Origin of the sequence: Devosia indica, from assembly GCF_003056405.1 — a bacterium.
Classification (GTDB): Bacteria; Pseudomonadota; Alphaproteobacteria; order Rhizobiales; family Devosiaceae; genus Devosia; species Devosia indica.
The window spans coordinates 14,773-39,132 of the sequence record NZ_PYVZ01000009.1 but is presented as its reverse complement, the minus strand read 5'-3'; the positions used below and the strand labels follow the sequence as shown (position 1 = coordinate 39,132).

Sequence of the window (24,360 nt, the reverse complement as noted above, 5' to 3'; positions counted from 1 at the left end):
GATGGAGCAAAGTTACGTTAGCTCAAGATGGATCCCGGCCTGCGCCGGGATGACATCGAGAGGATGGAAGTTCCAGGCGTTCCTAATCCACAGTCGGCCAAAACAAAAGCCAGACTTATCGATCCGCCTCATAAGCGGCTTCGATGCGCTCTGCCACCAGGTGTTGCAGCCGCCAAAGATGGGGGTCGTGGATGCCCATCTGCTCGAGATGGTCGACGGTGGCGTGCAGATATTCGGCCATCGAGCCGCGAGTGCCGGTGGCGCTGGCCAGGACATCGGCAATCTCGGCTTCAGAGAGTCCAGAGACATAGCGGCCCGAATTGCGGTCAATGCAGAAGGTCAGCGCCCGGATCACACGTTCGCCGGTCCGCACCTTGACCCAACGCGGCGGAAAGGCGGTGGGCACCCAGCCCATTTCGCGCTCGAACAGCTTGACCAGGCACTCGTCACGCCGGTCGGGCGGCAGGCGATAGAGCGCGCCTTTGCACGAGCCGCCCCGGTCAAGCGCCAGCATCAGTCCGGGATTTTCCTCGCTGCCGCGAAAGCGGGTGTTCCACCCCAGGCAAAAAGCGCGATGCCAGCCATGCAAGAGGCCCGTGCGCATTTCGACATAGTCGCAGGCCGGTTTCCAGATCAGCGAACCATAGGCAAATACCCAGGTTTCGTCGTGATGGTCGGGGCCGTCGAACAGGCTCGCAATGGTTGCCTGGTGGTCTTCCGGACCGGCCTCCCGCATGCCGGGCGGTGGCGCGGGGAGGGCTTCAAAGATCTCGTCTGGCTGGAGATAGGCAACATGGCGCGCGCTCAGGCGCATCTGTCGCTGGGGTCGCGTCATGTCCGGTCCCTTACCCTCTCCCGCAAGGGGAGAGGGGGAGATTGGCGCAAGCGCCGATTTCAGGCAATACCGCCATCGCCATGGCCGCCATGCTTTTTCGCCTTGAGCGGGCGCGGCTCATGGGTCTCGCCGGTCAGCGCGGTTTTCCAGCGGGCGGCCTGGGCCAGGACATTGGCCGGGGCGGTGCCGCCATAGGAGGCGCGCGCGGCCACGGAGGCTTCGACGGTGAGGACCTTGTGGATACGGCTGTCGATGCGCTGATCGACGAGCTTGAAATCCTCGATGGTCAGGCCCTCAAGGCCACAGCCCTTCTGCTCGGCCATGGAAACGACCTGACCAGTGATGTGGTGGGCGTCGCGGAAGGGAATGCCCACCTCGCGCACCAGCCAGTCGGCCACATCGGTGGCGGTGGAGAAACCCGCCGAGGCCGAGGCATGCATGTTGTCGCGATTGGGCTGCATGTCGGTGACCATGCCGGTCATGGCCGCCAGGGACAGGGAGAGGGCATCGAGCGCGTCAAAGGCGACTTCCTTGTCTTCCTGCATGTCCTTGGAATAGGCGAGCGGCAGGCCCTTCATCACCACCAGCAGCGAATTGAGTGCCCCGAGAATGCGGCCGATCTTGGCGCGCACCAGTTCGGCGGCGTCCGGATTGCGCTTTTGCGGCATGATCGAGGAGCCGGTGGTGAACTTGTCAGAGAGCTTGATGAAGCTGAACTGGGCCGAAGACCAGATCACCATTTCCTCGGCAAAGCGCGACAGATGCATGGCGCAGATCGCGCCGGCCGAGAGGGTCTCGAGGATGAAATCGCGGTCCGAGACGGCGTCGAGCGAATTGGCGGTGGGCCGGTCAAAGCCCAGTGCGGTTGCCGTCATGTCGCGATCGATCGGGTAGGGGGTGCCGGCCAGGGCCGCCGAGCCGAGCGGGCTTTCGTTGAGGCGCGCGCGCGCATCCTCAAGCCGGCCGGCATCCCGGCCGAGCATTTCGACATAGGCCAGCAGATGATGGCCGAAGGTCACCGGCTGGGCGTTCTGCAGATGGGTGAAGCCGGGCAGGATGGTTTCGGCCTCCTCCTCGGCGCGGGTCACCAGCGCAAGCTGCAGCGCCCTGATCTGGCGTACCAGCGTGTCGATATAGTCGCGCACATAGAGCTTGAAATCGGTGGCCACCTGGTCGTTGCGCGAGCGCGCCGTGTGCAGGCGCCCGGCGGCATCGCCAATCTTTTCGCGCAGCCGGCTTTCGACATTCATATGGATGTCTTCGAGCGCCCGCGAGAATGTGAAATCGCCGCGCTCGATTTCGGCCTGAACCTCGTCTAGACCGGCCAGGATGGCGTCGCGGTCGGACTGCGTCAGAATGCCCGTCGCGGCGAGCATTGTGGCATGGGCCTTCGATCCGGCAATATCCTGGCGGTAGAGGCGCTGGTCGAAGCCGATGGAGGCATTGATTTCCTCCATGATGGCGTCGGGCGCTTCGGCAAAGCGGCCGCCCCACATCTTGTTGCTCAGAGCCTTGTCCGACGGAGACACCATGGAAACTACCCGCTCAAAAGGCCCCCGATCCGTTCTTTCCTGGGCGCTGCCCATTGCGGCGGGGGTGGTCGTTGTTGCTGGGTCTATAGCGGCATGGCTGATGCTGGGCAATGCCGGGACGGCCAATGAATGTCCGGTGCAGCAGGCGGCAGCCCAGATCATCGATGCCGCAGCGGTCGGTGAACTGGCCGCGCTCAACGGCACGGGCGAGGGGCGCGGCTATGCCGACATGGCGTTCAGCGATGCATCGGGAACGCCGATGAGCGTCGCCGATTTTTCCGGCAAGGCGCTGCTGGTCAATTTCTGGGCGAGCTGGTGCGTGCCGTGCCGCGAGGAAATGCCGGCGCTCGATGCCATTGCCACCGAATATAACTCGGACCGATTCATGGTGCTGCCGATCAATCTCGATATTGGCGAGAGCGGGCTGGAAAAAGCCCAGGATTTTCTCGACGAAGGGCAGTTCGCCAATCTGCCGCTCTATGCCGACAACACCTTCGCGGCCTTCGAGCGTCTCAAGCGCGAGGCGGTCGCCATCGGCCTGCCAGCGACCCTGCTGCTTGATCCGGAAGGGTGCGAGCTGGCCGTATTGCAGGGGCCGGCCGAATGGCACAGTGACGATGGCAGGGCGGTCGTGGAGGCGTTGATCGGCTTGCGCGGATAGGCAGGGCTTGGGTCCGGGCGCTTGACGAATCCCGGGGCTGCGCTACTGCCTGTTGCTGTTATCATCCGGAGTTCATGCCACCATGCGTCAGGCCCTTGTCACCTTGCTCAGGTCCCGCCGTTGGGAACAGGCGATCATCGCCATCATCGTCCTGAACTCGATTATTCTGGGGCTGGAAACCGAGCCGGGCATCATGGCAGCCTATGGGCCGGTGCTGCATGTCATCGATGCGGTGATCCTGGGGATTTTCGTTGTCGAGATTGGCTTGCGCATCTACGCCTTCGGGCCGCGCTTTTTCCGCGACCCCTGGAGCCTGTTCGATTTTGCCGTGGTGGCGATCGCGCTGGTTCCCGCGGCCGGACCGTTCCAGGTGCTGCGTGCGCTGCGCATATTGCGCGTCCTGCGGCTGATTTCGGTGATGCCGGCGCTGCGGCGCGTGGTGGGCGGGCTGATCGCGGCGCTGCCGGGCATGAGCTCGATTGTCGTGCTGATGGCCATGCTGTTCTATGTGGCCGCCGTGATGGCGACCAATCTGTTCGGCGAGGCCTTTCCCGACTGGTTCGGGCACCTGGGCGCTTCGCTCTATACGCTGTTCCAGGTGATGACGCTGGAAAGCTGGTCGATGGGCATCGTGCGGCCGGTGATGGAAGCCTATCCTTATGCGTGGATGTTCTTCGTGCCCTTCATCCTGCTCTCGACCTATGCGGTTCTGAACCTGTTCATCGGTGTGATCGTGGCCGCCATGCAGGAGGAAACCGAGGCCACCGCCACGGCGGACCGGCAGACGCTGCATGCGGATTCGGCGCTGATGCTCTCGGAGATCCGGGCCCTGCGCGAAGAGGTGGTGGCGCTGCGCAAACAGATCGACCGGTCATGAAAAAGGCGGCCCGGAGGCCGCCTTTTTTGGAAGGGTGCGATCAGGCCTGCTGTCAGGCTTTGTTGGCCATTTCGATGGAGTCCAGGATCACCTTGCGGGCCTCGTCTATGCCGCCGATGCGGTCGATGCGGGCCCATTTGCCGGGCTCGAGATCCTTGTAGTGGGTGAAGAAGTGCTTGACCCGCTCGAGCTGGATTTCGGGCATGTCGCCGATGTCCTGGATGGCGTCATACATGCGGGTCAGCTTGGACACCGGCACGGCGATGATCTTTTCGTCCTGGCCGCCATCATCTTCCATGAACAGCACGCCGACCGGGCGCGAGCGCACCACGGCGCCGGGCACCAGCGGACGCGAATTCATCACGATCACATCAAGTGGATCGCCATCGCCACACAGCGTATGGGGCACGAAGCCGTAATTGCCCGGGTAACGCATGGGTGTATAGAGGAAGCGGTCGACGAACAGGGCGCCCGATTCCTTGTCGATCTCATATTTGATCGGCTCGCCGCCCAGCGGCACTTCGATGATGACGTTGAGCTCGTCGGGCGGGTTCTTGCCGGTGGGGATCGCGTCGATATTCATAGCTGTCTACACTTGCCGAGAGAGGGGAGGGTGTTGCGGGCAGGTTCTGCCCATAATGGCTCTCAAAGGCAAGGGACTAATCCGCCGCAGCGGCCATGCGGGGCGGGGTCTTATTTCACGATCAGCACGGGAATGGTGGCGCGCGCCAGCACTTCGGCGGCCTGGCTGCCAAGCAGCAGGCGGTTGAGTCCGCGCCGGCCATGCGAGCCCATGATGATCAGGTCACAGCCCTTTTCCGTCACGGTTTCGAGAATGCCATCGGCAGGCCGGTGGCGGGGCAGGTGCAGGGTCTCGGCGGCAATGCCGGCTTCCTGGGCCTTGTGGCGGGCGGCGGCGAGCAGGTTGGCGGCTTCGGTGGCATAGGCTTCTTCGAGCCGCGCCAGAATGGGGCCGGCATCGATGGTGCCGAACCCGCCCGAGCCAATGCCCGTGGCAACCGGGTCGGTGGCGGTGAGAATGGTCAGGCTGGCGCCGTTCTGCCGGGCCAGGTCAAGAGCGGCGTCCAGGGCCTTGTCGCCAAGCTCGGACCCGTCCGTTGCAATCAGCAGGTTCTTGTACATGATGCCGTCTCCTTGTCCTGTTCTTGTAGCGGGGTCATCATGGCGGTGACTTGATTTCGATCATGCCGAGATGTTTTCAACGAGGAGATTAGCTCAATGGCCCAGCCTGTCATCCGCAATTTTGTCGTGCCGGCTTTACTTGCGGTGCTGACCGCGTCGCCGGCCCTGGCCCAGTCCGGCTTCACCAGCGCCTATACCGATCTCAACCTGGATGACTGCCTGATCCTGGAGGCCGATGATTTCGGCGCGAGCTGGGCCTGTCCGGGCTATAAGGGCTATCCGCTGATGGTGCGCGAGGGCGATCTGAGGTTCTCGCTCAGCTATGGCTTTGATGCCGATGAGAACAGCGCGGGGTTCCAGACGCTGCCGCCGTTCAACACTCTGGGCGCCAAGCTGGAATGGCGGCTGTCCAACGCGCTGGGCCGCTGGTTTCCCATCGCCACCATCGTGCGCTACCACACCGCCCATCCCGAAACTGGCGAGGATTACGGACAGGTGCTGGTGGTCAGCCAGATCGAAGAGGGCAATAGCTGCCACATCGCCTATGTCGATGCGCGTGCCAACGCCAATGCCAATGAGCTGGCGCGGGAAGCGGCCGACAAGGCCGGCGATTTTGACTGCTTGACCGACACGGTCGAGATCATCGGGGCGTTCGAGGCCTATTAGGCCCGGACGTCTCAGCCCTCTTGGGTGGTCTCGGCGGCCTTGCCGCGGATCTGGTTGCGCAGAATGGTGCGGTCGCGGCTCGAGACGCCGATCAGCTCGGCAATGCGCCAGACCATATTGTCTTCCAGCTCGTGGTTCTGCCGGTCGGCAAACACCACGGTCCACATCATGCGGATGATCTCGATGCGATCATCCATGTCGAGCTGGATCAGGCCGCTGGTGAATTTATAGAAGTCCACCGCCTCGGCATCGCGCTTCTGGGCTTCGCGCACCAATCTGTCGACGGCGGCTTCATCCAGATCATAGTGGTCCATCAGGGCGCCGCGAATGGCCGCGCGCTCATCGTCCTGAATGGAGCCATCGACTGCGGCCAGATGCACCAGCAGGGCCGCAACGGCCAGCTTGGGATCGTGCAGATCGGCAGGCGCTTCTGGCTTTGCGAACAGACGGGTCAGGGCCTCGAACATGGCGGTCAGCCTTCCTCGGGGGGCGTGTACAAAAGCGGGTTGCTGCGCGCCGGGAGGCGGACGCAACCAGACTTAGCCATATGTGGTGCCGGCTCAATGGGGTTGTTGGCGCCCTCACGCGGTCTTGACCGGATTGATGCAGGGCCGCCACACCCGGGCGCGCAAAAGGGACTCGACTCCGCAAAGATTCGGAGTCTAAATGTTCCTGTTTTGTTCGTATAGCCATAGCACCATGCAGACCCAGAACCGCCAACAGCGCCTTGCCGCGCTGCGGGACACCATTGCCAATATCGAGCGCAAGCCGGCCCTGGCCGAGATGCGGGCACGCGCCTTTGACGGGGCTGCGGACGGTTTTCCGCGCCTGCCGGGCGGGTTGCTGCAGGATGTGTGCACTGATGCGGTGCGCAATGGCGGGGCAAGCCTGGGCTTTGCACTGGGGCAGGTCCGCACCCTGTTCACCCCGAAGCGGCTGGCGGTGCTCTATCTGCAGCTTGCCGCCGATGCGCAATTCTTCGGCCTGCCCTATGGGCCGGGGCTGTCCTCCTTCGGGCTGGATCCGGCCCAGCTTGTCATCGTGCGGGCCAGTGACATGCAGGATCTGCTCTGGGTTGCCGAGGAAGCGCTGGCCTGCCGGGCGGTTGCCGGCATTGTCGCCGATATCGGCGGAGCGCCCGAGATGCTCGATTTCACCGCCAGCAGGCGCCTCAGCCTGCGCACGGCGGAGAGCGGCACATCGCTGTTCCTGTTGCGCTATGGCGCGGACAGGCCGGCCAGTGCGGCGCATCTGCGCTGGCATCTGGCGCCGCACCGGTCGGGGCGCAAGCCGTTTGACGACCGGGCGCCCGGACCGGCCCGCTGGGGCCTCACACTCGAAAGGGGCAATACCGGCCAAAACACACGCGAATGGATATTGGAGTGGACAGGAAATGCGTTCAAATCCCTCCCAGACCGGGCTGGCAAAACCCGCCAGCATCTGCCCGGAACGCCGGTTTCTCTGCCTCTACCTGCCCTATTGGGCAACCCAATATCTCAAACGGGTTGATCCCGGCCTCAAGGCGCCGCTGGCGCTTTATGAAAAGATCAAGGGCGGGTTGCGGCTGGTGGCGCTGGACCAGCAGGCCCAGGCGGCAGGCTTGCGGCTCGGGCAGGCCCTTGCCGATGCCCGCGCCCTGGTGCCTGGCCTGACCGTCCTCGAACAGGATACCGGTTTTCTGGCCTCCGCCTTTGCCGAATTTGCCGACTGGCATTCCAATGCCAGCCCGCTGGTCGGCGTGTTGCAGGACAAGGCACCATTTGGCGATCTCGTGCTTGACATTACCGGGGTGGCGCATCTGTTCGGTGGCGAGGCGGCCATGCTGCGCATGGTGCTGGGCCGGCTGCGGGCGCTTGGCTATAGCGTTGCGGGCGCCATTGCTCCGACCATTGGCGCGGCCTGGGCCCAGAGCCATTTCGGGTCGAGCGGGATTATTGGGTCCGAGCAGTTGAGCGATGCGCTCGACAAGCTGCCGGTTGCCGCCCTGCGGCTCGATGAAAGGCAGGTCAGCCTGCTCACCCAAATGGGGCTGACGCGCATTGGTGCCCTGCGGACCCGCCCGCGCAAGCCCATGCTGGCGCGATTCGGGGCTTCGCTGATCCTGCGGATCGACCAGGCTTATGGACAGATCGAAGAGCGGATGACGCCCCGCTTGCCGCCGGCCGATCATTTCGTCGAGCGTAAATTCTTCGAGCCCATCTCCACGCTGGAGGATGTGTTGCTGACCATGGAGGGGCTGGCGCAGGATCTCTCGCAGCTGCTCGAAGCCGAAGGGCTCGGGGGGCAGGGCTTTCACCTGTTTCTCTATCGGGTCGACCACAAGGTGATGACCCTTTCGCTCAATGCTGCCCGGCTGACGCGCGATGCGGGGCATATTGCAAGCCTGTTCCGGCATCGTGCCCAGCGGCTGGAACAGGAACATTACGACCCCGGTTTCGGCATTGATCTGGTGCGGCTGGCGGCCGCCTCGCTCGACCGGCTCGAGCCCGGCCAGGCCGGGGTGTTTGAAACCGATAATGGCGCAAAGGATATCGAGCAGTTGACTGACCGTCTGGCGAGCCGGCTGGGGCCGCTGAGCGTGCTCAAGACCGAGCTGGTGGCCAGTCATATTCCGGAACGGGCGGCGCGGCTGGTGCCGGCCCTGACCCAGCAGGCCCAGATAGCGCCCGCCGGAGAGGGGGACCGCGACCGGCCATTGCGCCTGCTGCCGCAGCCCGAGCCCGTGGCCATCAGCGCCGAAGTGCCCGATGGGCTGCCGGCCGCGATGATCTGGCGGCGACAGCGTTATCGCCTGGTCAAGGCGGCAGGCCCCGAGCGGATCAGTGCGGAATGGTGGCGTAGCGGCGAGCGGCTCAAGCTGGTTCCGGCCGAACGGCCCACACCGCCCGCGCCGGGCGAAGCGCCCAAGCCGCTGCCTTACACGCCCGACCTGCCGCTATTTGATCCGATGACGGGGATGCGGGATTATTACATTGTCGAGGATGGGGAGGGGCACCGGTTCTGGGTGTTCCGCCTGGGGCTCTATGGCGGCGCGGTGCACCCCGTGTGGTATCTGCATGGGGTTTTCCCATGAGCCAGGTCATCCAGCTCCGGCCCGACCACGCCCCTTCGACCACGCCCCGGGCAGCCGTTCCGGCTTATGCCGAGCTGATCAGCACCAGCAATTTTTCCTTCCTGCGCTCGGGTTCGCATCCTGAAGAGTTGGTGGCGAGCGCCATGCATATGGGCATGGCAGCGCTGGGGCTGTGCGACCGCAATAGCTTTGCCGGGGTGGTGCGCGGCTATGTGACGGCGCGGGACAATAAGCAGATCAATCCCGCTTTCCGCTATCTGGTCGGGGTGCGCCTGTGCTTTGCCGATGGCACGCCCGATATCATCGCCTATCCCAGCGACCGGGCGGCCTATGGGCGGCTGTGCAGGCTGCTTACCCTGGGGAACAAGCGTGGCGAAAAGGGCGCCCCCGAGATCGGTTTCGACGATTTGTTCGCCAGCACCGATCCGGGGCAGGGCCATGACAGCTTCGCCCAAGGGCAGTTGTTCATCCTGACCCCCCAGGAGGGTGATTGGGGTCTGACGGAGCGGACCCTTGAACGCCTGGCGCAGGCGGCGCCCGGCCGGGTCTGGGTGGCCGGTGTCGCCCGCTTCGACGGCGGCGACCGCGCCCGGCTCAACCGCGTGGATGCGCTGGCGCGGCGGCATGGCGCCCGGATGATCGCCAGCAATGATGTGTTCTATCACGAACCGGACCGGCACATGGTGCTCGATGTGGTCACCTGTATCCGCGAGCATGTGACCCTGGAAGAGGCCGGGCTGGCCTTGTCGGTCAATGCCGAGCGGCATCTGAAAAGCCCGCAGGAAATGGCGCGGCTGTTTGCCGAACATCCCGACGCGCTTGCCCAAACCCAGGCTTTCATCGCCCGGATCGGCTTTTCGCTCGACCAGCTCGAATATAACTATCCCGAGGAAACCGTGGGCAATGGCGAAACCGCGCAGCAGACGCTGGAGCGGCTGACCTGGGCGGGTGCAAAAAAGCGCTTTCCCGGTGGCCTCAGCGATGCGCTCAAAAAGGTGCTTTGGACCGAGCTGTGCCTGATCGCCTATAAGGGCTATGCCGCCTATTTCCTGACGGTGCATGACATCGTGCAATTCGCCCGGCATGAAAAAAACATTCTGTGCCAGGGGCGCGGCTCGGCGGCCAATTCCACGGTCTGCTATTGCCTGGAAATCACCGAGGTCGATCCGCGCAAGGCCAATCTGGTGTTTGGCCGCTTCATCTCCACCGAACGCGACGAGCCGCCCGATATCGATGTCGATTTCGAGCATGAGCGGCGCGAGGAGGTGATGCAGTATATCTACCAGAAATATGGAGGGCGGCGGACCGGGCTGACCGCCAATGTCATCACCTACCGTTCCAAGAGCGCTATTCGGGAAACCGCCAAGGTGTTCGGGGTTTCCGAGGATACGATCAGTGCCTTCAACCAGCTCCATTGGGGCTGGGGGTCAGGGGTTGATCTTAAAAGCGTTGCGGGACTGGGGCTTAATCCCGACGATCCGGTGCTGGCGCAGATGTTCGAGGTGGTCAAGGTTCTGCGCGGCTTTCCGCGCCACCTCTCCCAGCATGTGGGCGGATTCGTAATCACCCGGGACAGCCTTGAAACCCTGGTGCCGATCGGCAAGACGGCGATGGACAGCCGCACCATCATCGAATGGAACAAGGACGACATCGACGCTCTCAAGATCCTCAAGGTCGATATCCTGGCTCTGGGCATGCTGACCTGCCTCAGGCGTGCCTTCGAGTTGATGGACACCCATTATGGGCACAAGGTGACACTGGCCGAACTGCAGAATGAGGAGTTCGATTTTCCGCAGCGGGCCCGGCCGGTCTATGAGATGACCCATCGTGCCGACACGATCGGGGTGTTCCAGATCGAAAGCCGGGCGCAGATGTCCATGCTGCCGCGCCTGCGGCCAGAAGTGTTCTACGACCTGGTGATCGAGGTGGCCATTGTCCGGCCCGGCCCGATCCAGGGCAATATGGTGCACCCCTATCTCCGGCGCCGGCAGGGCATCGACAAGGTCGACTATCCCAGCCCTGAACTCGAAGCGGTGCTGCATCGCACACTGGGCGTGCCGCTCTTCCAGGAACAGGCGATGCAGATCGCCATTGTCGGGGCCGGTTTTTCGCCCGGCAAGGCCGATCAGTTGCGCCGGGCCATGGCAGCCTGGCAACGCACCGGCAAGCTGGCCCAGTTTGCCGATGACTTCATCGGCGGCATGATCGGCAATGGCTATACGCCCGAATTTGCCAAGCAGAGCTTTGCCCAGATCCAGGGCTTTGCCGAATATGGCTTTCCCGAAAGCCATGCGGCCAGCTTTGCACTGCTGGTCTATGCTTCGTGCTGGCTGAAATGCCATTATCCCGATGTCTTTGCCTGCGCCCTGCTCAATTCGCAGCCCATGGGGTTCTATGCGCCCAGCCAATTGGTGCGCGACGCCACCGAGCATGGCGTGGAGGTTCGCCCGCCCGATATCAATTGCTCAACCTATGACAGCACGCTCGAAGAGGGTGGTTGGGATGCGGGCGCGCATTTGTGGCCGCGGCATGCACAAATGGAAGCGCATATCTGGACAAAAAGGGCCCTGCGGCTGGGGCTGCGGCAGGTTGAGGGGCTGGCGGAAAAGGACGCGCTGCGTATCGTGGAGCAGCGCCGGGACGGCTATGGCTCGGTGCGCGACCTCTGGCTGCGCACCGGGGTTCCGGTGGCCAGCCTTGAAAAACTGGCGCGGGCCGATGCTTTTGCTTCACTCGGGCTCAACCGGCGCGAAGCCTTGTGGGCTGTCAAGGGATTGGTGGGCAATTATGGGGCCGAAACCCTGCCACTGTTTGCGGCCGAACCGGCGGTGGCGCCAGCCCAGGAGGAGCCGGCCGGGCTGCCGCTGATGGCGCCGGGCGAGGAGGTGATCCACGATTATGCGACGCTTTCGCTTTCGCTCAAGGGACATCCGGTGCAGTTCCTGCGGCCCATGCTGACCGCGCGCGGCACCACGCGGGCAGAAAATCTCAGTCATGTCGCCAATGATATCGTGGTGGAGGTGGCCGGGCTGGTGCTGGTGCGCCAGCGGCCCGGTACGGCCAGCGGGGTGATTTTCGCCACGCTCGAGGACGAGACCGGGGTGGCCAATATCGTGGTCTGGCCCAAGCTGTTCGAGGATGAGCGGCTGCGCAAGATATTGCTCTCAAGCCGCATGCTGGCGGTACGCGGCAAGGTGCAGTCCGAACAGGGGGTTATTCATGTCATTGCCCAGGACATGGAGGACCTGACCCCGCATCTGCTCGATCTGTCCCACGGCAAGGATATTGGCGATGCGGTGGTGGCCCGCGCCGATGAAGGCAAGTCCGGCCCGCCGGGCAGCCAGAGCCGCAACCGGCAGGTGAACCGGGAAGAGGAGATGGCGCGCCGCCGAGCCTATTCGGCCCTGCCGGGCGGACGCAATTTTCACTAGGTCCGGGCCGGTTCCGACCCAGAGCATTTCAGCGATCTAGTGAGATGTGGAAACGCTCAGGTGAGCAGGGCATCGATCTGGTTGGCCAGGGCAATGTCCTTTTCACTCAAACCCCCGGCGTCATGGGTCGAGAGGTGGATCGAGACCCTGTTATAGACATTGGACCAGTCGGGATGATGCCCGGCCTTTTCGGCCAGCAGCGCCACCCTGGCCATGAAGGCGAAAGCCTCGGAGAAATCCTTGAACTTGAAGGCGCGGCCAATCGCGTCCTGGGCTGGTTCATAGGACCAGTCGCCCAGCGATGCCAGTGCTGCTTCCCGCGCTGCGGGGGAGAGTTTCTCGACCATGATGGCCTCCGATCACTGATGCGTACCTGGCCAACGCATGAAGACACAATAAGGCTCCGGCGCTACTGGCCGGTCCAGGCCCGGCAATATTAACCTGGCATTCAGCCTGCAGTCCAAATCGCCGCGACCAATCAACGCGCTGGCAAGGGCTTGTTAAGGCATCGTCCCCCCAAATGCCGTGGCAATAGGGAAATTTCCGTGCTGAGCTCAGCCAGAAAGACAATGCCGGCCTTGGACTACGTGTCCATTGTCCGCTCGGTCTATGGAGACCGGGTGGCGATGCTTGCTGGCGCCTTTGCCAGCGGGCTGACCGCTGCGCTGACCGCCTGGCGGTCGCAATCCCTGCCGCTTTACGCCGTGGCGCTGGCCATCATTCTGCTTGGCATTGTGCGCTATCTCAACATGCGTGCCTTCTGGCGGGCCGCCATCGACAATGATGATGTGATGGCCGCGCAGCACTGGGAGGACCGCGCCACGCTGGCCGGGGCGACACTGGCCCTGGCGCATGGGTTGTGGTGCCTGTTTGCCCTGTGGCTGGTCAACGATCCGTTTGCCGAACTGGCCAGTATTTCGCTCTCCATTGCGGTGATGGTGGGAATCTGCGCCCGCAATTTTGGCCTCGATCGGCTGGTGACGCTGCAATTGCTGGGCGTGATCGTGCCGATGGGTGCGGGCCTGCTGGTGCATGGCGATGTCTATCATGCCATATTGGCGGTACTGCTGCTGGTGCTGCTGTCAAGCTTTCGCAAGCTGGCCGGCGATATCCGCGCCATCCTGCTGTCGGCCGTGCATGGCCGGGTGGAAGCCTCGCGGCTGGCCGCCGAGCTCGACATCGCCATCACCACGCTGGAACACGGGCTGTGCATGCTCGACGAAAATGGCCTGGTGACGGTTGCCAATGAGCGGGCCAGCCGGGTTTTTGCCTTGCTGGGCATCCGACAGCTCGCCAACCAGCCTTTCGGCACGGTGCTCGCAGCACTTGGGGCAAGCAACCGGGTGCCACGTACGGCAGTTGAACAGCTTGGCAGCATGATTTCGCGCCGGGCCTCGGGCAAGGTGCTGCTCTCGCTCGATCCGGGGCGGTATTACGAGGTGACCGTCAGTTCGCGCGGCAAGCGCAGCGTGCTGCTGTTCGAAGATATTACCGAGCGAGTCGAGGCCGAGGAGCGCATCAGCTTTATGGCGCGCCATGACACGCTGACCAATCTGCCCAATCGCAATCATTTTGGCGAGCTGGCGCTCGACGAGCTGGAAAATCGCGCCGAGACCGGGACGCCCAGCGTCCTGATGATTTTCGATATCGACGAGTTCAAGCATGTCAATGACAGCTTCGGCCATGTCGTGGGCGATAAATTGCTGCGCCAGGCGGCGACCCGGCTGCGCTCTGCGCTGCCGGACGGCACGACGCTGGCCCGGCTGGGGGGCGATGAATTCATCGCCCTTTCAGGCACCGATGTCGACAGCGCGCGCGCTGACGCCAGACGTGTGCTGGATGCGTTTCACGAGCCCTTCGTTCTCGATGGACATCACCTCTCGGTACAGGTCAGCATCGGCATGGTCAGCAGCCCAGCCAGCCAGGACGAGCTGGATGAATTGATGACCAAGGCCGATCTGGCGCTGTATGCCGCCAAGGGGGAGGGCAAGGGCCGCTGCCAGCTTTTCCATCAGCAGATGGATATCGACTATCATTATCGGCAGCGGCTCAAGGCCGACCTGCGCGATGCGGTGGCGGCGGGTACATTGTCACTGGTGTTCCAGCCGCTGCTCGATATCTCCAGCCATCGCGTGGTGTCCTGTGAGGCGCTGGCGCGCTGGACGCATCCGGAATTGGGCCCAATTCCGCCCGCTATATTCATTCCGCTGGCCGAGGAAATGGGCATCATTTCCGAGATCACGGCCTTCGTCGTCCGCAGTGCGGTGGCCGAATGTAGCCAATGGGCCGGCGAGATCGGCGTGGCCGTCAATGTTTCGGGGCGTGACTTCCGCGGCCTGGACCTGCCTGGCCTGGTTGACGAGGCCCTGGCCGAGTCCGGCTTATCAGCGCCGCGGCTGGAACTGGAAGTAACCGAAACGGCGGTGATCGAGGAAACCGATCTGGCCCAGAGCGTGCTGGAGAGCCTGTCGGCGCGCGGCATCTCGATCGCCCTGGATGATTTCGGTACGGGCTATTCCTCGCTGAGCTATCTCAGTGCATTGCCCTTCAACAAGCTCAAGATCGACCGCTCCTTCGTCAAGGATATTGCCCAAGACGAGCGCGCGTTGAGCCTTCTGGCCAATGTCGCGCGGCTGGGGCGCGATCTGGACCTGACGGTGGTGGCCGAGGGTGTGGAAACCGAAGAGCAGCTTCGGGCCATGCTCAAGCATACCGGCATCCAGCAGGTGCAGGGCTATTTCTTCAGCCGCCCCTTGCCGGCCCGTGATATCGCCGAGCTGATCAGCCACCTCAATGGCCAGGCCAGCCCGCTGCTCCCGGCAAAACGTAAACATGGTTAACCCGCGTTAAGGTTTTGATAACCATTAACTTTTGCGCGCATTTTCGCCTAAGTGCCGCTGCCATTGTGATTTTTCCGCATGCGGTCATCCCTAATAAAAGGTTAAGTTCGCACCATCCCATCGCGTAATGGTATTGGTATATGAGTGCGGCAATGGATAGGGCAGCGGGTGCCACCTCGCAATTTGCCACCAGTCTGATCGACCTGCTTGATCGCGTGCACTATCGCCGCGTCTCGGTGGAGGAGCAGTTCGATCCGGTCTACAAGTTGCGCTATGAGGCGTATCGGCGGGAAGATTTTATCCCGATCAATTCCCAGCAGATCACACGTGACAAGTTCGACGATGCGCCCAATTGCCATTGTTTTGGCATCTATATCGACGATCGCCTCGTCAGCTCGATCCGGCTGCATGCGGTCAGCGCCGAACAGCCGACCTCACCGAGCCGCTTGATCTGGCCCGACGTGCTTGGCGGCCTGATCGACAATGGCGGCGCCTATATCGATCCCAGCCGGTTTACCGCCGATCATGACGCTTCGCTCGAATTTCCAGCCCTGCCCTATCTGACCCTGCGCGTGGCGGTGATGGCCTGCGAATATTTCCAGGCCACCCATTGCATCTCTTCGGTGCGGCCTGAGCATGGCCCGTTCTATAAGCGGGTGTTCGGTCTTGAACAAATGGCTGGCGTCGGCCATTGGGGGGAGCTGACCTTCCCGGTTTGCCTGTTCGGCGCCCGGGTCGAGGTGATCTACAACAAGGTCATGTCCCGCTTTCCCTTCTTCATGTCGACCCATGAAGAACGCGCGGCCTTGTTTGCACCCGACAGCGTCAAGGTCCCGGCCATTGCCCCGACAGCGCGCATGGCGCATCGCCTGCGCCAGCTCGAGGCGGCGCAGGGCTAGCTGCCTACCAGACAAATTTTCCGGGGAGTGGTGCCGCAGAAGGGACTCGAACCCCCGACCCCATCATTACGAATGACGTGCTCTACCAACTGAGCTACTGCGGCGCCCCTATGGGGCGTGGCCCCAAGTGGATGGCGGGTCTTTTACTGGGCGTTTTCAGCGCGCGCAAGGGGCAAGGATTGTTCGGCAGGCAATAGGGCCGGCGGGGCCGCGGCGGCCGGTGAAGGCGTGACTTGCGGGCGAGAATTGCTGGCCACCGGCACTTTCCACTCGAACGCATCGAGCTGTCCGGTGACCGGGGATACCGGCTCCCATTCGTCACTGACTATGCCATCGGCGGTCCAGGCCGGGTCGCGCGGTGCGCGCACGGCACGGGCCAGCCACTCGCGGGCCTTGCCCTGGTCGCCATTCTGGCCCTCCTCGATCTCGGCCATCAGGCTGGCGACGCCCTGGGTGGCGTCTGCATCGGCAAAGGGCGCCAGGGCCTCGCGGGCGCGGGCCCAGTCATAAGCATCAATGGCGGCGCGGGCCATGGCCATGCCGGCGGCGCGATGCGGGGGTGGCATTTCAATGATCTCGCCCATGCGCTTGAGCCGATCCACGGCCGAAGCGCCGGGCTGGGAATGGGCATAGAGTGCAGCGACATCGGGATGGCCGGTGGCGCGCCATATGCGGCGCAACAGGCTCTGGGCCCGGCGGGCTTCATTGCGATTGGAATAGATGCGGGCAGCGATCAGCGCGGCGGGCACAAAATCGGGCACCAGCTTGAGCGCGGTCAGGGCATGTTCGAGCGCGCTATTGGGTTGGCTCAATTCGCTTTCGCGGGCGCGGGCGGTTTCGATCACCGCCTGGCGGCGGCGTTTCCTGGCCTTTTCTTCGCGCGTCGTGGCGGGTTCGGCATTGACCATGCCGACGGCTTCGGCCCATTGGCCGCGCCGCGCCAGATCATCGAATACGGCCTGGCTGGCCCAACCGGTTTCGGGGGCCAGCGACAGGGTCTTGCGGGCAAAGGTCAGCGCCGCGTCCGGCCGGTCCTGGGCGCGGGCCTGATCATAAAGTCCGGTCAGGGCGGCAACAGCGGTCTTTTCGCTGGCAATCAGCGCACGATAATGCTCGCGCGCTGCGGGCATGTCACCCAGGGCGAGATCGGCGCGAGCCTCGAGCAGCTTGGCGGCGCCATTGTCGGGCAGGCGCGCCTGGGCCTCGCGGGCCATCAGGCGGGCGCGGGCCGGATCGCCGGCCTGCAGGGCAATCACGGCATTCGAGAGAGCGTCGACGCCTTGTTCACGGCGGCGGGCAGCGCGGCGCTTTGCCATGGCCCGGGGTGCGCCGATGATGCGACGGGCAATGGCCCAGATGGCGATGACGAGAGCCGCTGCCACCAGCAGGATGACCACGGCGGTGCCCAGGCGCGGCTGCATGCGATAGCCGGCCAGCTCCAGCGTCAGCGTGCCGGGCAGGGCGATCACCCAGGCGGCGATGCCGGCAATGATCAGGCTGCCGATGATCCAGGAGGCAAGACGGATCATGCGCCGGTCTCCCCGGAAAGGGCGTTTTCACGCAATTGCTTCAGGAACTCATCTGCCGCCGCGAGCCTGGCGATGTCGTCGACAAGCGTGCCGGCGGCAGCACGCATGGAGGCAGGCAGGGCCTCTATCTCGACCTGTGCAGCAGAAAAATTGCGGGCTGCCACGGCGGCCTCGAGCCGTGCGATGATGGCATCGGGGCTGTCGCCTTCGACGGCACCAGTGGGCCGCATGGCGACAAGGCCACGGAACCAGTCGAGGCCGGCATCCTGCCAGCTTGCCTCGCTTCCGGCGGGGCGTCCGGCCAGCATGTCGGGCAGCACGGCGTCGAGCCGTGCCGCGACGGCATCGGGTTGCGGCAGGCCGGTGGCGGCGCGTCCGGCAATGGCCTCCGGGACAAGGTAATCGGGCTGGGCCTGGCGCAATGCGGCCAGTTCGGTTTCGTAAGGCCGACCGGCGTCAAAGGCGCTTTCCAGGGACGAGAAAATCAACGGCAGGCGCGCGGCGGCGAGGCCACTGCCCGCGTCGTCTTGCGTGCTCTGGGTCAGGGCGGCCAGTTCGTCCCGCGCCTGGGCCAATTGGGCCGTGGTTTCCGCCGCACTGGCGCGCAGGGCCGAAAGTTCGGCTTCGATCGCTGCCAGGCTTTCGGGCGCAGCGGCGCTGCCAGAGGTTCGGGCAGCCAGTTCGTCTAGCCGGGCCGCAAGGGCGGCAAGATCTTCGGTGCTGGCCAGATTGCTCGTGTCGATGGCGCCGGCGGGTTGGTCGGGCAGATCGGCCAGGTCGGATTCAAGCGCGCTCACCCGTCCCGTCAGGGTCGAGAGTTCGTCCTGCACCGTGCCGGTGACGGTTTCCAGCTCAGGAATGGCGGTAGCAAACTGGGCCAGGCGCGGATCAGCCGGCGGGGCCGCCTGTTCCGGGGTCGGCCAAAGGCCATACCAGGCCAGGCCATAGGCTGCGCCCAGGCCGAGAGCACCGCCGACCAGACCGGCCAGCCAGATGCCGCCGCTGCCGCCTGAGGCCGGTATGGGCTCACTTGCCGGTTTCGAGGCAGTTGCGCCCGGGCCCGGCGCCGGCTTGTCCGGCTTCGTGGCGGCGGATGTGGGCTTCATGGACTCAGCGGCTGCGGTGCCGCCAGCCGGCTTGGCCGTGCCCTCCAATACGGGTGGCCTGACCGGTCCGGTCTTGCCGGCGGGTTTTTCCGCTGGCTTTTCGGTCGCCTTGGGGTCGGTGTCTGGCGTTTGCTTGCCGGTGGTCTCAGCCATGGCCCTTCCTCTCGTTCCGTCCGATCATGGCCCAGTTTGCTCGCGGGCAAAAGCCAGTGCGAGCGCCATCATTGCGTCTTCGCTGGGATGGTCTGCCAGAAGAACGCGGCTGAAATGATGTTCGATCAGCGGCGCGGCGACATTTTCCGACAGACAGATGACGGGCAGCTTGCGCCGGGCGGGTTCGGGAATGGCCGAAGCGCCCAGGGCACAGAAGATTTCGGCAGTGCGGCGGGAATAGAACAGGATTGCGTCAAAATTACCTGCCGCCAATTGGCCAGCGATGGTCTTGGGCAGGGCGGTTTCGGCCACCATTTCATAGACCGGCGTGGTGACCACCATCAGCCCGTGTGGGGCGAGCGCGTGGGCAAGATCGCCGCTCAAATGCTTGCCGGCGGGGTAGAACACCGGACCATCGAGCCGCGCCAGGGCAATGGTGGTGACCAGCGAATCAAGCGTGCCATCGGCGGCAATCACATGATTGAAGCCGAGCTGGCGCGCTTCATGGGCGGTGCGGTCGCCCACCGCATAGACCGGCTTGTCGCGCAGGTCTGCGGCTGCATCCAGTTCGGACAGTGCGCGCAGCGCATTGGAGCTGGTCAGCGCCAATGCGGAAAAACCCTCTGCCGGCGGCAGGTGAGCGCGCAGTGTCTGGCGCGTCATCAGCGGCACGATGTCGGCCGCAATTTCCAGCGCTGCCAACCGTTCCTGGGTGGCCTGGGCGTCCGGCTCGGGCCGGGTGATGAGCATGCGCATCAGCTTGACCATTGGCTGAGCCAGTCCGCCCCCGCCTGATCGAGCAGGTCGCGGCCGACGGCTTCGCCCAGGGCGACGGGGTCCTGGCCTTGGGCAGTGGCACGGAAACTGGTCTGCCCGTCGAGGCTGAGGATTTCGCCCTTGAGGGTGAGCAGGCCGTTCTCGTTCAAGGTCAGGGCGCCGACCGGGGTGCGGCAGGAACCATCGAGCACGGTGAGCATGGTGCGCTCGGCGGTGATGGCGGTGTGCGTGGGTGCGTGGTCGAGCGGCGCGATGAGGCCGGCCAGTCGGTCATCGCCTTCCCTTATGGCGAGGCCAATGGCGCCTTGGGCGGGGGCCGGCATGAAGTCTTCAGGGTCAAGAATGGCGGTGGCGCGGTGGCCTTCGTCCAGCCGGTTGAGGCCGGCCATGGCCAACAGTGTTGCGTCGGCCACGCCGTCGAGCAGCTTTTGTAGGCGGGTGTGCACATTGCCGCGGAACGGCACGATGCGCAGGTCTGGCCTGAGGCGCAGGGCCTGGGCGGCGCGGCGGATGGACGAGGTGCCGAAGCGGGCCCCCTCGGGCAGGTTGTCGATGCCTTTGGCGGACACTGAAATGAAGGCGTCGCGCGCATCCTCGCGCTCAAGAAAGGCGGCAAGATGGATGCCCGTTGGCAGGCCTGTGGCAACATCCTTGCTCGAATGCACGCCAATATCGATGCGCCCGCTAAGGAGTGCCTCGTCGATCTCCTTGGTGAAAACGCCCTTGCCGCCAATGTCAGACAGGGTGGTGTTTTCCTTCTGGCTGCGGTCACCGCCGGTCGAAAACACCTCAATCTCAATACGGTCCTGGGCAACGCCGTGGATTTCCGAGAGCAGATCGCGCACCAGTTCGGCCTGGGCCAGCGCCAGGGGGCTGCCGCGTGTTCCGATCCGGGCAAAGGGGGTGGGCGATTGCATAATCAGGCGGTCCTAGTGTACGCGATAGGCTCAATTTGGAGTAGACCAGTTCGTCGTGACCGGGCAAGCGCAAGCCATCATTCTGGGCATTGAAACAAGCTGCGACGAAACCGCCGCTGCCATTGTCGTACGGGATCAATCGGGCCGGGGCACGATAAGTTCCAATGTGGTGCGCTCCCAGCTCGATGAACATGCCGCTTTTGGCGGGGTGGTGCCGGAGCTGGCCGCACGCGCCCATGTCGAATGGCTTGACCACATTATCGCCCAGGCGGTGGATGAGGCGGGCATTGCACTTGAGGATGTCGACGCCATTGCCGCCACGGCCGGACCGGGACTGATTGGCGGGGTTTTGGTGGGGCTGACCACCGGCAAGGCGCTGGCTGCCTCGCTAGGTAAGCCGTTGATCGCGGTCAACCATCTCGAGGGGCATGCGCTGACCGCCCGGCTGACCGATGGCGTCCAATTTCCCTATCTGATGCTGCTGGTGTCGGGCGGGCACAGCCAGTTCGTGCTGGTGCGCGGCGTCGGCGATTATGAGCGCTGGGGCGGCACGATCGACGATGCGCTGGGCGAGGCCTTCGACAAGGTGGCCAAACTCCTGAGTCTGGGACATCCTGGCGGACCGGCGGTGGAACGGATCGCTGCCAAGGGCGACCCAAAACGCTTCAAATTTCCGCGGCCTCTGCTGCGCGAACAGCGGCTGGATTTCTCGTTTTCGGGCCTCAAGACGGCGGTACGATTGCAGGCCGAGGCGCTCGCGCCGCTCACCGCGCAGGATGTGGCCGACCTTGCGGCGGGCTTTCAGGCGGCGGTGACCGAAATCGTCGCCAAGCGTTCGCGTCAGGCGCTGGAGCGGTTCGGTGCCGAATTGCCCGGGGCCGTGCCGCAATTGGTGGTGGCCGGAGGGGTTGCGGCCAATCGGGCCATTGCGACGGTTCTGGAGACAGCCACTCGGGAAATGGGCGCGCGCCTTGTGGTGCCGCCAATTGCCCTTTGCACCGACAATGGCGCAATGGTGGCCTGGGCGGGTGCCGAGCGGTTTGCTCTGGGGGCAACGGATGGGCTGGCGGTCGAAGCGCGGCCGCGCTGGCCGCTCGATACGCCGGGCATGAAGGTGGATGATCATGCAGCTTGAAACCGTAGCGGTGATCGGCGGCGGCGCCTGGGGCACGGCCCTGGCGCAGGCCGCCGCCATGGCGGGGCGCCAGGTTCGACTGGTGGTCCGCAGCGCAGAACAGGCCGAGGCGATCAACCGGGAGCATATCAATACCCGGGCGCTGCCTGGCCAAAACTTGCTGCCGGGCGTGGTCGCCTCTGAACGGCTTGAGCGGGCCGATCTCGTGGTCCTGGCGGTGCCGGCGCAATCAACGCGTACGTTGCTGTCCGGGCTGGATCCGGATCTGCTGGCCGGGCGCCCGGTGGTGCTCTCGGCCAAGGGGCTGGAAACCGGAACGCTGGCGCGGCAGAGCGAAATTCTGCTCGATATGGCGCCCGATGCCGTGCCCTATGTGCTCTCCGGCCCCAGCTTTGCGGCTGACCTGGCGGCAGGGCGCCCCACGGCGGTGACCTTGGCGGGGGACGATGCCAGCGATACCTCAGATCTGGCGGCGGCGCTGGCCGGGCCCAGTTTCCGGCCCTATGCGGCAGATGACCGGATCGGCGTGGAAATCGCCGGGGCTCTCAAGAATGTCTATGCGCTCGCCTGTGGTGCGGTCGAAGGCGCAAATCTCGGCGCTTCGGCGCGGGCAGCTCTAATTGCGCGTGGCTACGCTGAAATGGCGCGGGTCGTGACGGCCATGGGCGGTTCGGCACATACGCTGACCGGGCTGGCAGGGCTGGGTGACCTGACCCTGACCTGCACCTCGGTGCAGTCGCGCAATTATCAGTTCGGCATGGCGCTGGGGGCCGGGCGCAGCACCGAAGACATCGTCAACGCCGGCGCCAGGCTGGCCGAAGGGGTGGCAACGGCGCCGGTTGCGGCGGCGCTGGCCAAGAGCCTCGATATCGATGCGCCGCTGATCGATGCGGTCGATGCGGTTGTGGCCGGCAAGGCCGACATAGCGACAATTGTTGCGGGGCTGATGTCCCGCCCACTCAAGAGGGAAGTTTGACATGCTTTTTGCCATGATCGCCAAGGATGCGCCCGGCGCATTGCAGACGCGGCTCGACACGCGCCCGGCGCATCTGGATCATCTCAATTCGCTGGGCAAGAAACTGGTCTTTGCCGGGGCGCTGCTCAATGCAGAGGAACAGCCGGAAGGCTCGATTGTGGTGTTCGACGCGGCCGATCTGGCCGAGGCAGAAGCGCTGGCGGCGGCAGACCCGTTCGTCCCGGCCGGCGTGTTCTCAAGCTATGAGGTCAAGCGCTGGCGCATTGCCATCAACACTACCGGCGTGGAGTTGTAACATCATGGCCTATTGGCTGATGAAGTCCGAGCCGGACGTGTTTTCCTTTGACGATCTTGTTGCCAAGACGGCCAAGGGCGAGGCCGAGGAATGGCACGGCGTGCGCAATTATGCAGCGCGCAACAATATGCGGGAGATGGCCGTCGGCGACGAGGCCTTCTTCTATCATTCCAATATCGGCAAGGACATTGTGGGCATCATGAAGATCGTGGTGCCCGCCCACCCTGACAGCACGGCCGAACTCAATGCTAAGGGTGAGGTGGTTTGGGAATGCGTGGATGTGCAGTCGGTCAAACCCTTACCCCGCCCGGTCAGCCTGGCCGAGATCAAGGCAACGCCGGAACTGGCCGACATCGAACTGGTGCGGCTCTCGCGCCTGTCGGTGTCCAAGGTCAGCGAAGCGGAGTGGAAACTGATCTGCAAAATGGGGGGCTTGTAGCCGTCCCGCAGGGGAAATCGCTCCAGTGGAGCGATTTAAGGCTACAAGGCCATGAGAGCTATGCTCGAATGGCGGGCCGCCGTTCCGCAGGGGAAATCGCTCCAGTGGAGCGATTTAAGGCTACAAGGCCATGAGAGCTATGCTCGAATGGCGGGCCACCGCCCCGCAGGGGAAATCGCTCCAGTGGCCTGCCCATAAGTTGACTTGTCTATTCAGCTATAAAATGGCAAGTCGGCCTTCGACAGGATGGAGACGGTTATGGTCAAGCAGATACGCAATTTCGAGGTGGTGGAGACCGAATACGTCACGCCCAATATGTTCCGCGTGCGCTTTGGCGGGCCGGACGTGAATGCTTTTCCCGAAGGTTTTGCCGGGGGCTATCTCAAGCTGCGCATTCCGCTTGAGGGTGATGCGGTGGCGGTCCGCACCTATACGATCCGGCACCAGGACAGGGACGGCATTGATGTCGACTTTGCCCTGCATGGCGACAGGGATGCCGCGGGCCTCGCCACGGGGTGGGCGCTCGACGCGCAGCCGGGCGCGCGCCTCGATGTGGGTGGGCCGGGCCAGCCCAAGCCGCTACCGGCGGCGGATGGCCATTACATCATCGCTGGGGACATGACGGCGCTGCCGGCCATCTCTGTCAATCTCGAAGCGCTTGGGCCGGATGCCAGTGGCGATGTGTTCCTCGAAATCCAGCACGAGGATGATATCCAGGACCTGGCGGTACCCAAAAATGTCCGCCTGCACTGGCTGGTCAATCCGGTGCCGGGGGGTAATCCCGACCTGCTGGTGGACGCCGTGCGGGCGCTCGACTGGCCCGATAACCTCACCTACACTTGGGTGGCCACCGAATTTGAAGCCATGCGCAATCTGCGCACCTATCTGCGCGGCGAACGGGCATTGGGGGCAGACCAGCTATATATTTCGAGCTATTGGAAGCGCGGCCTCGTCGAAGACGACCACCGCACGGTAAAAAGTGCCGATGCGCAAGCGGAGACGCCTGCTTGAGGGTGTGATCCGGCGTCGATATCAGTGCTCTTAGGCCCTTTGCTGAAACGCATGTGCGGATTAAG

23 protein-coding genes and 1 tRNA gene are annotated in these 24,360 nt (G+C 64.0%); 13 read left to right on the top strand and 11 right to left on the bottom strand.

Annotated features, from left to right (window positions below; all coding sequences use genetic code 11):
* Nucleotides 1-115 precede the first annotated feature (115 nt).
* Nucleotides 116-835, bottom strand: coding sequence for a gamma-glutamylcyclotransferase (locus DDE76_RS10235; RefSeq protein ID WP_104892904.1), 720 nt, complete (start codon nt 833-835; stop codon nt 116-118).
* 59 nt (nt 836-894) lie between these two features.
* A complete protein-coding gene (argH, locus tag DDE76_RS10230) occupies nt 895-2,343 on the bottom strand; it encodes an argininosuccinate lyase (protein WP_104894860.1) in 1,449 nt (482 codons plus the stop codon).
* A gap of 22 nt (nt 2,344-2,365) precedes the next feature.
* On the opposite strand from argH, the gene DDE76_RS10225 reads away from it, so the two are divergent.
* Nucleotides 2,366-3,028: a TlpA disulfide reductase family protein gene (locus DDE76_RS10225; RefSeq protein ID WP_104892905.1), complete on the top strand. Its 663-nt coding sequence runs from the start codon at nt 2,366-2,368 to the stop codon at nt 3,026-3,028.
* Between the two features lie 82 nt (nt 3,029-3,110).
* Nucleotides 3,111-3,905: an ion transporter gene (locus tag DDE76_RS10220; RefSeq protein ID WP_104892906.1), complete on the top strand. Its 795-nt coding sequence runs from the start codon at nt 3,111-3,113 to the stop codon at nt 3,903-3,905.
* 52 nt (nt 3,906-3,957) lie between these two features.
* On the opposite strand, the gene ppa is transcribed toward DDE76_RS10220, so the two are convergent.
* On the bottom strand, nt 3,958-4,488 hold the full coding sequence (ppa, locus tag DDE76_RS10215; protein ID WP_104892907.1) for an inorganic diphosphatase: 531 nt from the start codon (nt 4,486-4,488) through the stop codon (nt 3,958-3,960).
* A gap of 110 nt (nt 4,489-4,598) precedes the next feature.
* On the bottom strand, nt 4,599-5,048 hold the full coding sequence (locus DDE76_RS10210; RefSeq protein WP_104892908.1) for a universal stress protein: 450 nt from the start codon (nt 5,046-5,048) through the stop codon (nt 4,599-4,601).
* Nucleotides 5,049-5,144: 96 nt separating this feature from the next.
* Between DDE76_RS10210 and DDE76_RS10205 the strand changes: the two genes are divergently transcribed.
* Complete coding sequence (locus tag DDE76_RS10205) at nt 5,145-5,714, top strand: hypothetical protein (protein ID WP_104892909.1); 570 nt, start codon at nt 5,145-5,147, stop codon at nt 5,712-5,714.
* An 11-nt stretch (nt 5,715-5,725) separates the two neighbouring features.
* Here DDE76_RS10205 and DDE76_RS10200 read toward each other — a convergent pair whose 3' ends face one another.
* Complete coding sequence (locus DDE76_RS10200) at nt 5,726-6,181, bottom strand: tellurite resistance TerB family protein (RefSeq protein WP_104892910.1); 456 nt, start codon at nt 6,179-6,181, stop codon at nt 5,726-5,728.
* A gap of 199 nt (nt 6,182-6,380) precedes the next feature.
* Here DDE76_RS10200 and DDE76_RS19550 point away from each other — a divergent pair, with 199 nt between their 5' ends.
* Genes DDE76_RS19550 through DDE76_RS10190 form a run of 3 tightly spaced genes read left to right on the top strand, consistent with a single transcriptional unit; the run spans nt 6,381 to nt 12,218 of the window.
* A complete protein-coding gene (locus DDE76_RS19550; RefSeq protein ID WP_157955748.1) occupies nt 6,381-7,223 on the top strand; it encodes an ImuA family protein in 843 nt (280 codons plus the stop codon).
* Nucleotides 7,108-8,787 carry a Y-family DNA polymerase gene (locus DDE76_RS10195; protein ID WP_104892911.1) on the top strand — a complete coding sequence of 560 codons (1,680 nt, stop codon included), beginning with the start codon at nt 7,108-7,110 and terminating at the stop codon, nt 8,785-8,787. The genes DDE76_RS19550 and DDE76_RS10195 overlap by 116 nt, the downstream gene beginning before the upstream one ends.
* A complete protein-coding gene (locus DDE76_RS10190) occupies nt 8,784-12,218 on the top strand; it encodes an error-prone DNA polymerase (RefSeq protein WP_104892912.1) in 3,435 nt (1,144 codons plus the stop codon). The genes DDE76_RS10195 and DDE76_RS10190 overlap by 4 nt, the downstream gene beginning before the upstream one ends.
* Before the next feature lie 56 nt (nt 12,219-12,274).
* On the opposite strand, the gene DDE76_RS10185 is transcribed toward DDE76_RS10190, so the two are convergent.
* Nucleotides 12,275-12,565, bottom strand: coding sequence for a 4a-hydroxytetrahydrobiopterin dehydratase (locus DDE76_RS10185; protein ID WP_104892913.1), 291 nt, complete (start codon nt 12,563-12,565; stop codon nt 12,275-12,277).
* Between the two features lie 222 nt (nt 12,566-12,787).
* On the opposite strand from DDE76_RS10185, the gene DDE76_RS10180 reads away from it, so the two are divergent.
* Together DDE76_RS10180 and DDE76_RS10175 are read left to right on the top strand one after the other, a co-directional pair.
* Nucleotides 12,788-15,058 carry a putative bifunctional diguanylate cyclase/phosphodiesterase gene (locus DDE76_RS10180; protein ID WP_104892914.1) on the top strand — a complete coding sequence of 757 codons (2,271 nt, stop codon included), beginning with the start codon at nt 12,788-12,790 and terminating at the stop codon, nt 15,056-15,058.
* Between the two features lie 152 nt (nt 15,059-15,210).
* Nucleotides 15,211-15,957 carry an N-acyl amino acid synthase FeeM domain-containing protein gene (locus DDE76_RS10175; RefSeq protein ID WP_104892915.1) on the top strand — a complete coding sequence of 249 codons (747 nt, stop codon included), beginning with the start codon at nt 15,211-15,213 and terminating at the stop codon, nt 15,955-15,957.
* Nucleotides 15,958-15,985: 28 nt separating this feature from the next.
* On the opposite strand, the gene DDE76_RS10170 is transcribed toward DDE76_RS10175, so the two are convergent.
* The 5 genes from DDE76_RS10170 to hemC form a co-directional block, all read right to left on the bottom strand.
* Nucleotides 15,986-16,061: transfer RNA gene (locus DDE76_RS10170), tRNA-Thr, on the bottom strand.
* A 39-nt stretch (nt 16,062-16,100) separates the two neighbouring features.
* A complete protein-coding gene (locus DDE76_RS10165) occupies nt 16,101-17,486 on the bottom strand; it encodes a heme biosynthesis protein HemY (protein ID WP_104892916.1) in 1,386 nt (461 codons plus the stop codon).
* Entirely contained in the window at nt 17,483-18,745 is a 1,263-nt protein-coding gene (locus DDE76_RS10160; RefSeq protein ID WP_104892917.1) for a hypothetical protein, read from the bottom strand. The genes DDE76_RS10165 and DDE76_RS10160 overlap by 4 nt, the downstream gene beginning before the upstream one ends.
* Before the next feature lie 24 nt (nt 18,746-18,769).
* On the bottom strand, nt 18,770-19,513 hold the full coding sequence (locus DDE76_RS10155; protein WP_104892918.1) for a uroporphyrinogen-III synthase: 744 nt from the start codon (nt 19,511-19,513) through the stop codon (nt 18,770-18,772).
* The gene (gene hemC / locus DDE76_RS10150; RefSeq protein ID WP_104892919.1) at nt 19,501-20,439 is read right to left on the bottom strand and encodes a hydroxymethylbilane synthase; all 939 of its coding nucleotides are present in this window, start codon (nt 20,437-20,439) and stop codon (nt 19,501-19,503) included. Before hemC ends, DDE76_RS10155 begins: the two co-directional genes overlap by 13 nt.
* Nucleotides 20,440-20,494: 55 nt before the next feature.
* Between hemC and tsaD the strand changes: the two genes are divergently transcribed.
* The 5 genes from tsaD (at nt 20,495) to DDE76_RS10125 (ending at nt 24,295) form a co-directional block, all read left to right on the top strand.
* A complete protein-coding gene (tsaD, locus tag DDE76_RS10145; protein ID WP_104892920.1) occupies nt 20,495-21,574 on the top strand; it encodes a tRNA (adenosine(37)-N6)-threonylcarbamoyltransferase complex transferase subunit TsaD in 1,080 nt (359 codons plus the stop codon).
* Nucleotides 21,564-22,550, top strand: coding sequence for an NAD(P)H-dependent glycerol-3-phosphate dehydrogenase (locus DDE76_RS10140; RefSeq protein ID WP_425430623.1), 987 nt, complete (start codon nt 21,564-21,566; stop codon nt 22,548-22,550). Before tsaD ends, DDE76_RS10140 begins: the two co-directional genes overlap by 11 nt.
* Nucleotide 22,551: 1 nt before the next feature.
* Nucleotides 22,552-22,845: a YciI family protein gene (locus DDE76_RS10135; RefSeq protein ID WP_104892922.1), complete on the top strand. Its 294-nt coding sequence runs from the start codon at nt 22,552-22,554 to the stop codon at nt 22,843-22,845.
* A 4-nt stretch (nt 22,846-22,849) separates the two neighbouring features.
* Entirely contained in the window at nt 22,850-23,284 is a 435-nt protein-coding gene (locus DDE76_RS10130) for an EVE domain-containing protein (protein WP_104892923.1), read from the top strand.
* Nucleotides 23,285-23,542: 258 nt separating this feature from the next.
* Complete coding sequence (locus DDE76_RS10125) at nt 23,543-24,295, top strand: siderophore-interacting protein (RefSeq protein WP_104892924.1); 753 nt, start codon at nt 23,543-23,545, stop codon at nt 24,293-24,295.
* Nucleotides 24,296-24,360: the final 65 nt, after the last annotated feature.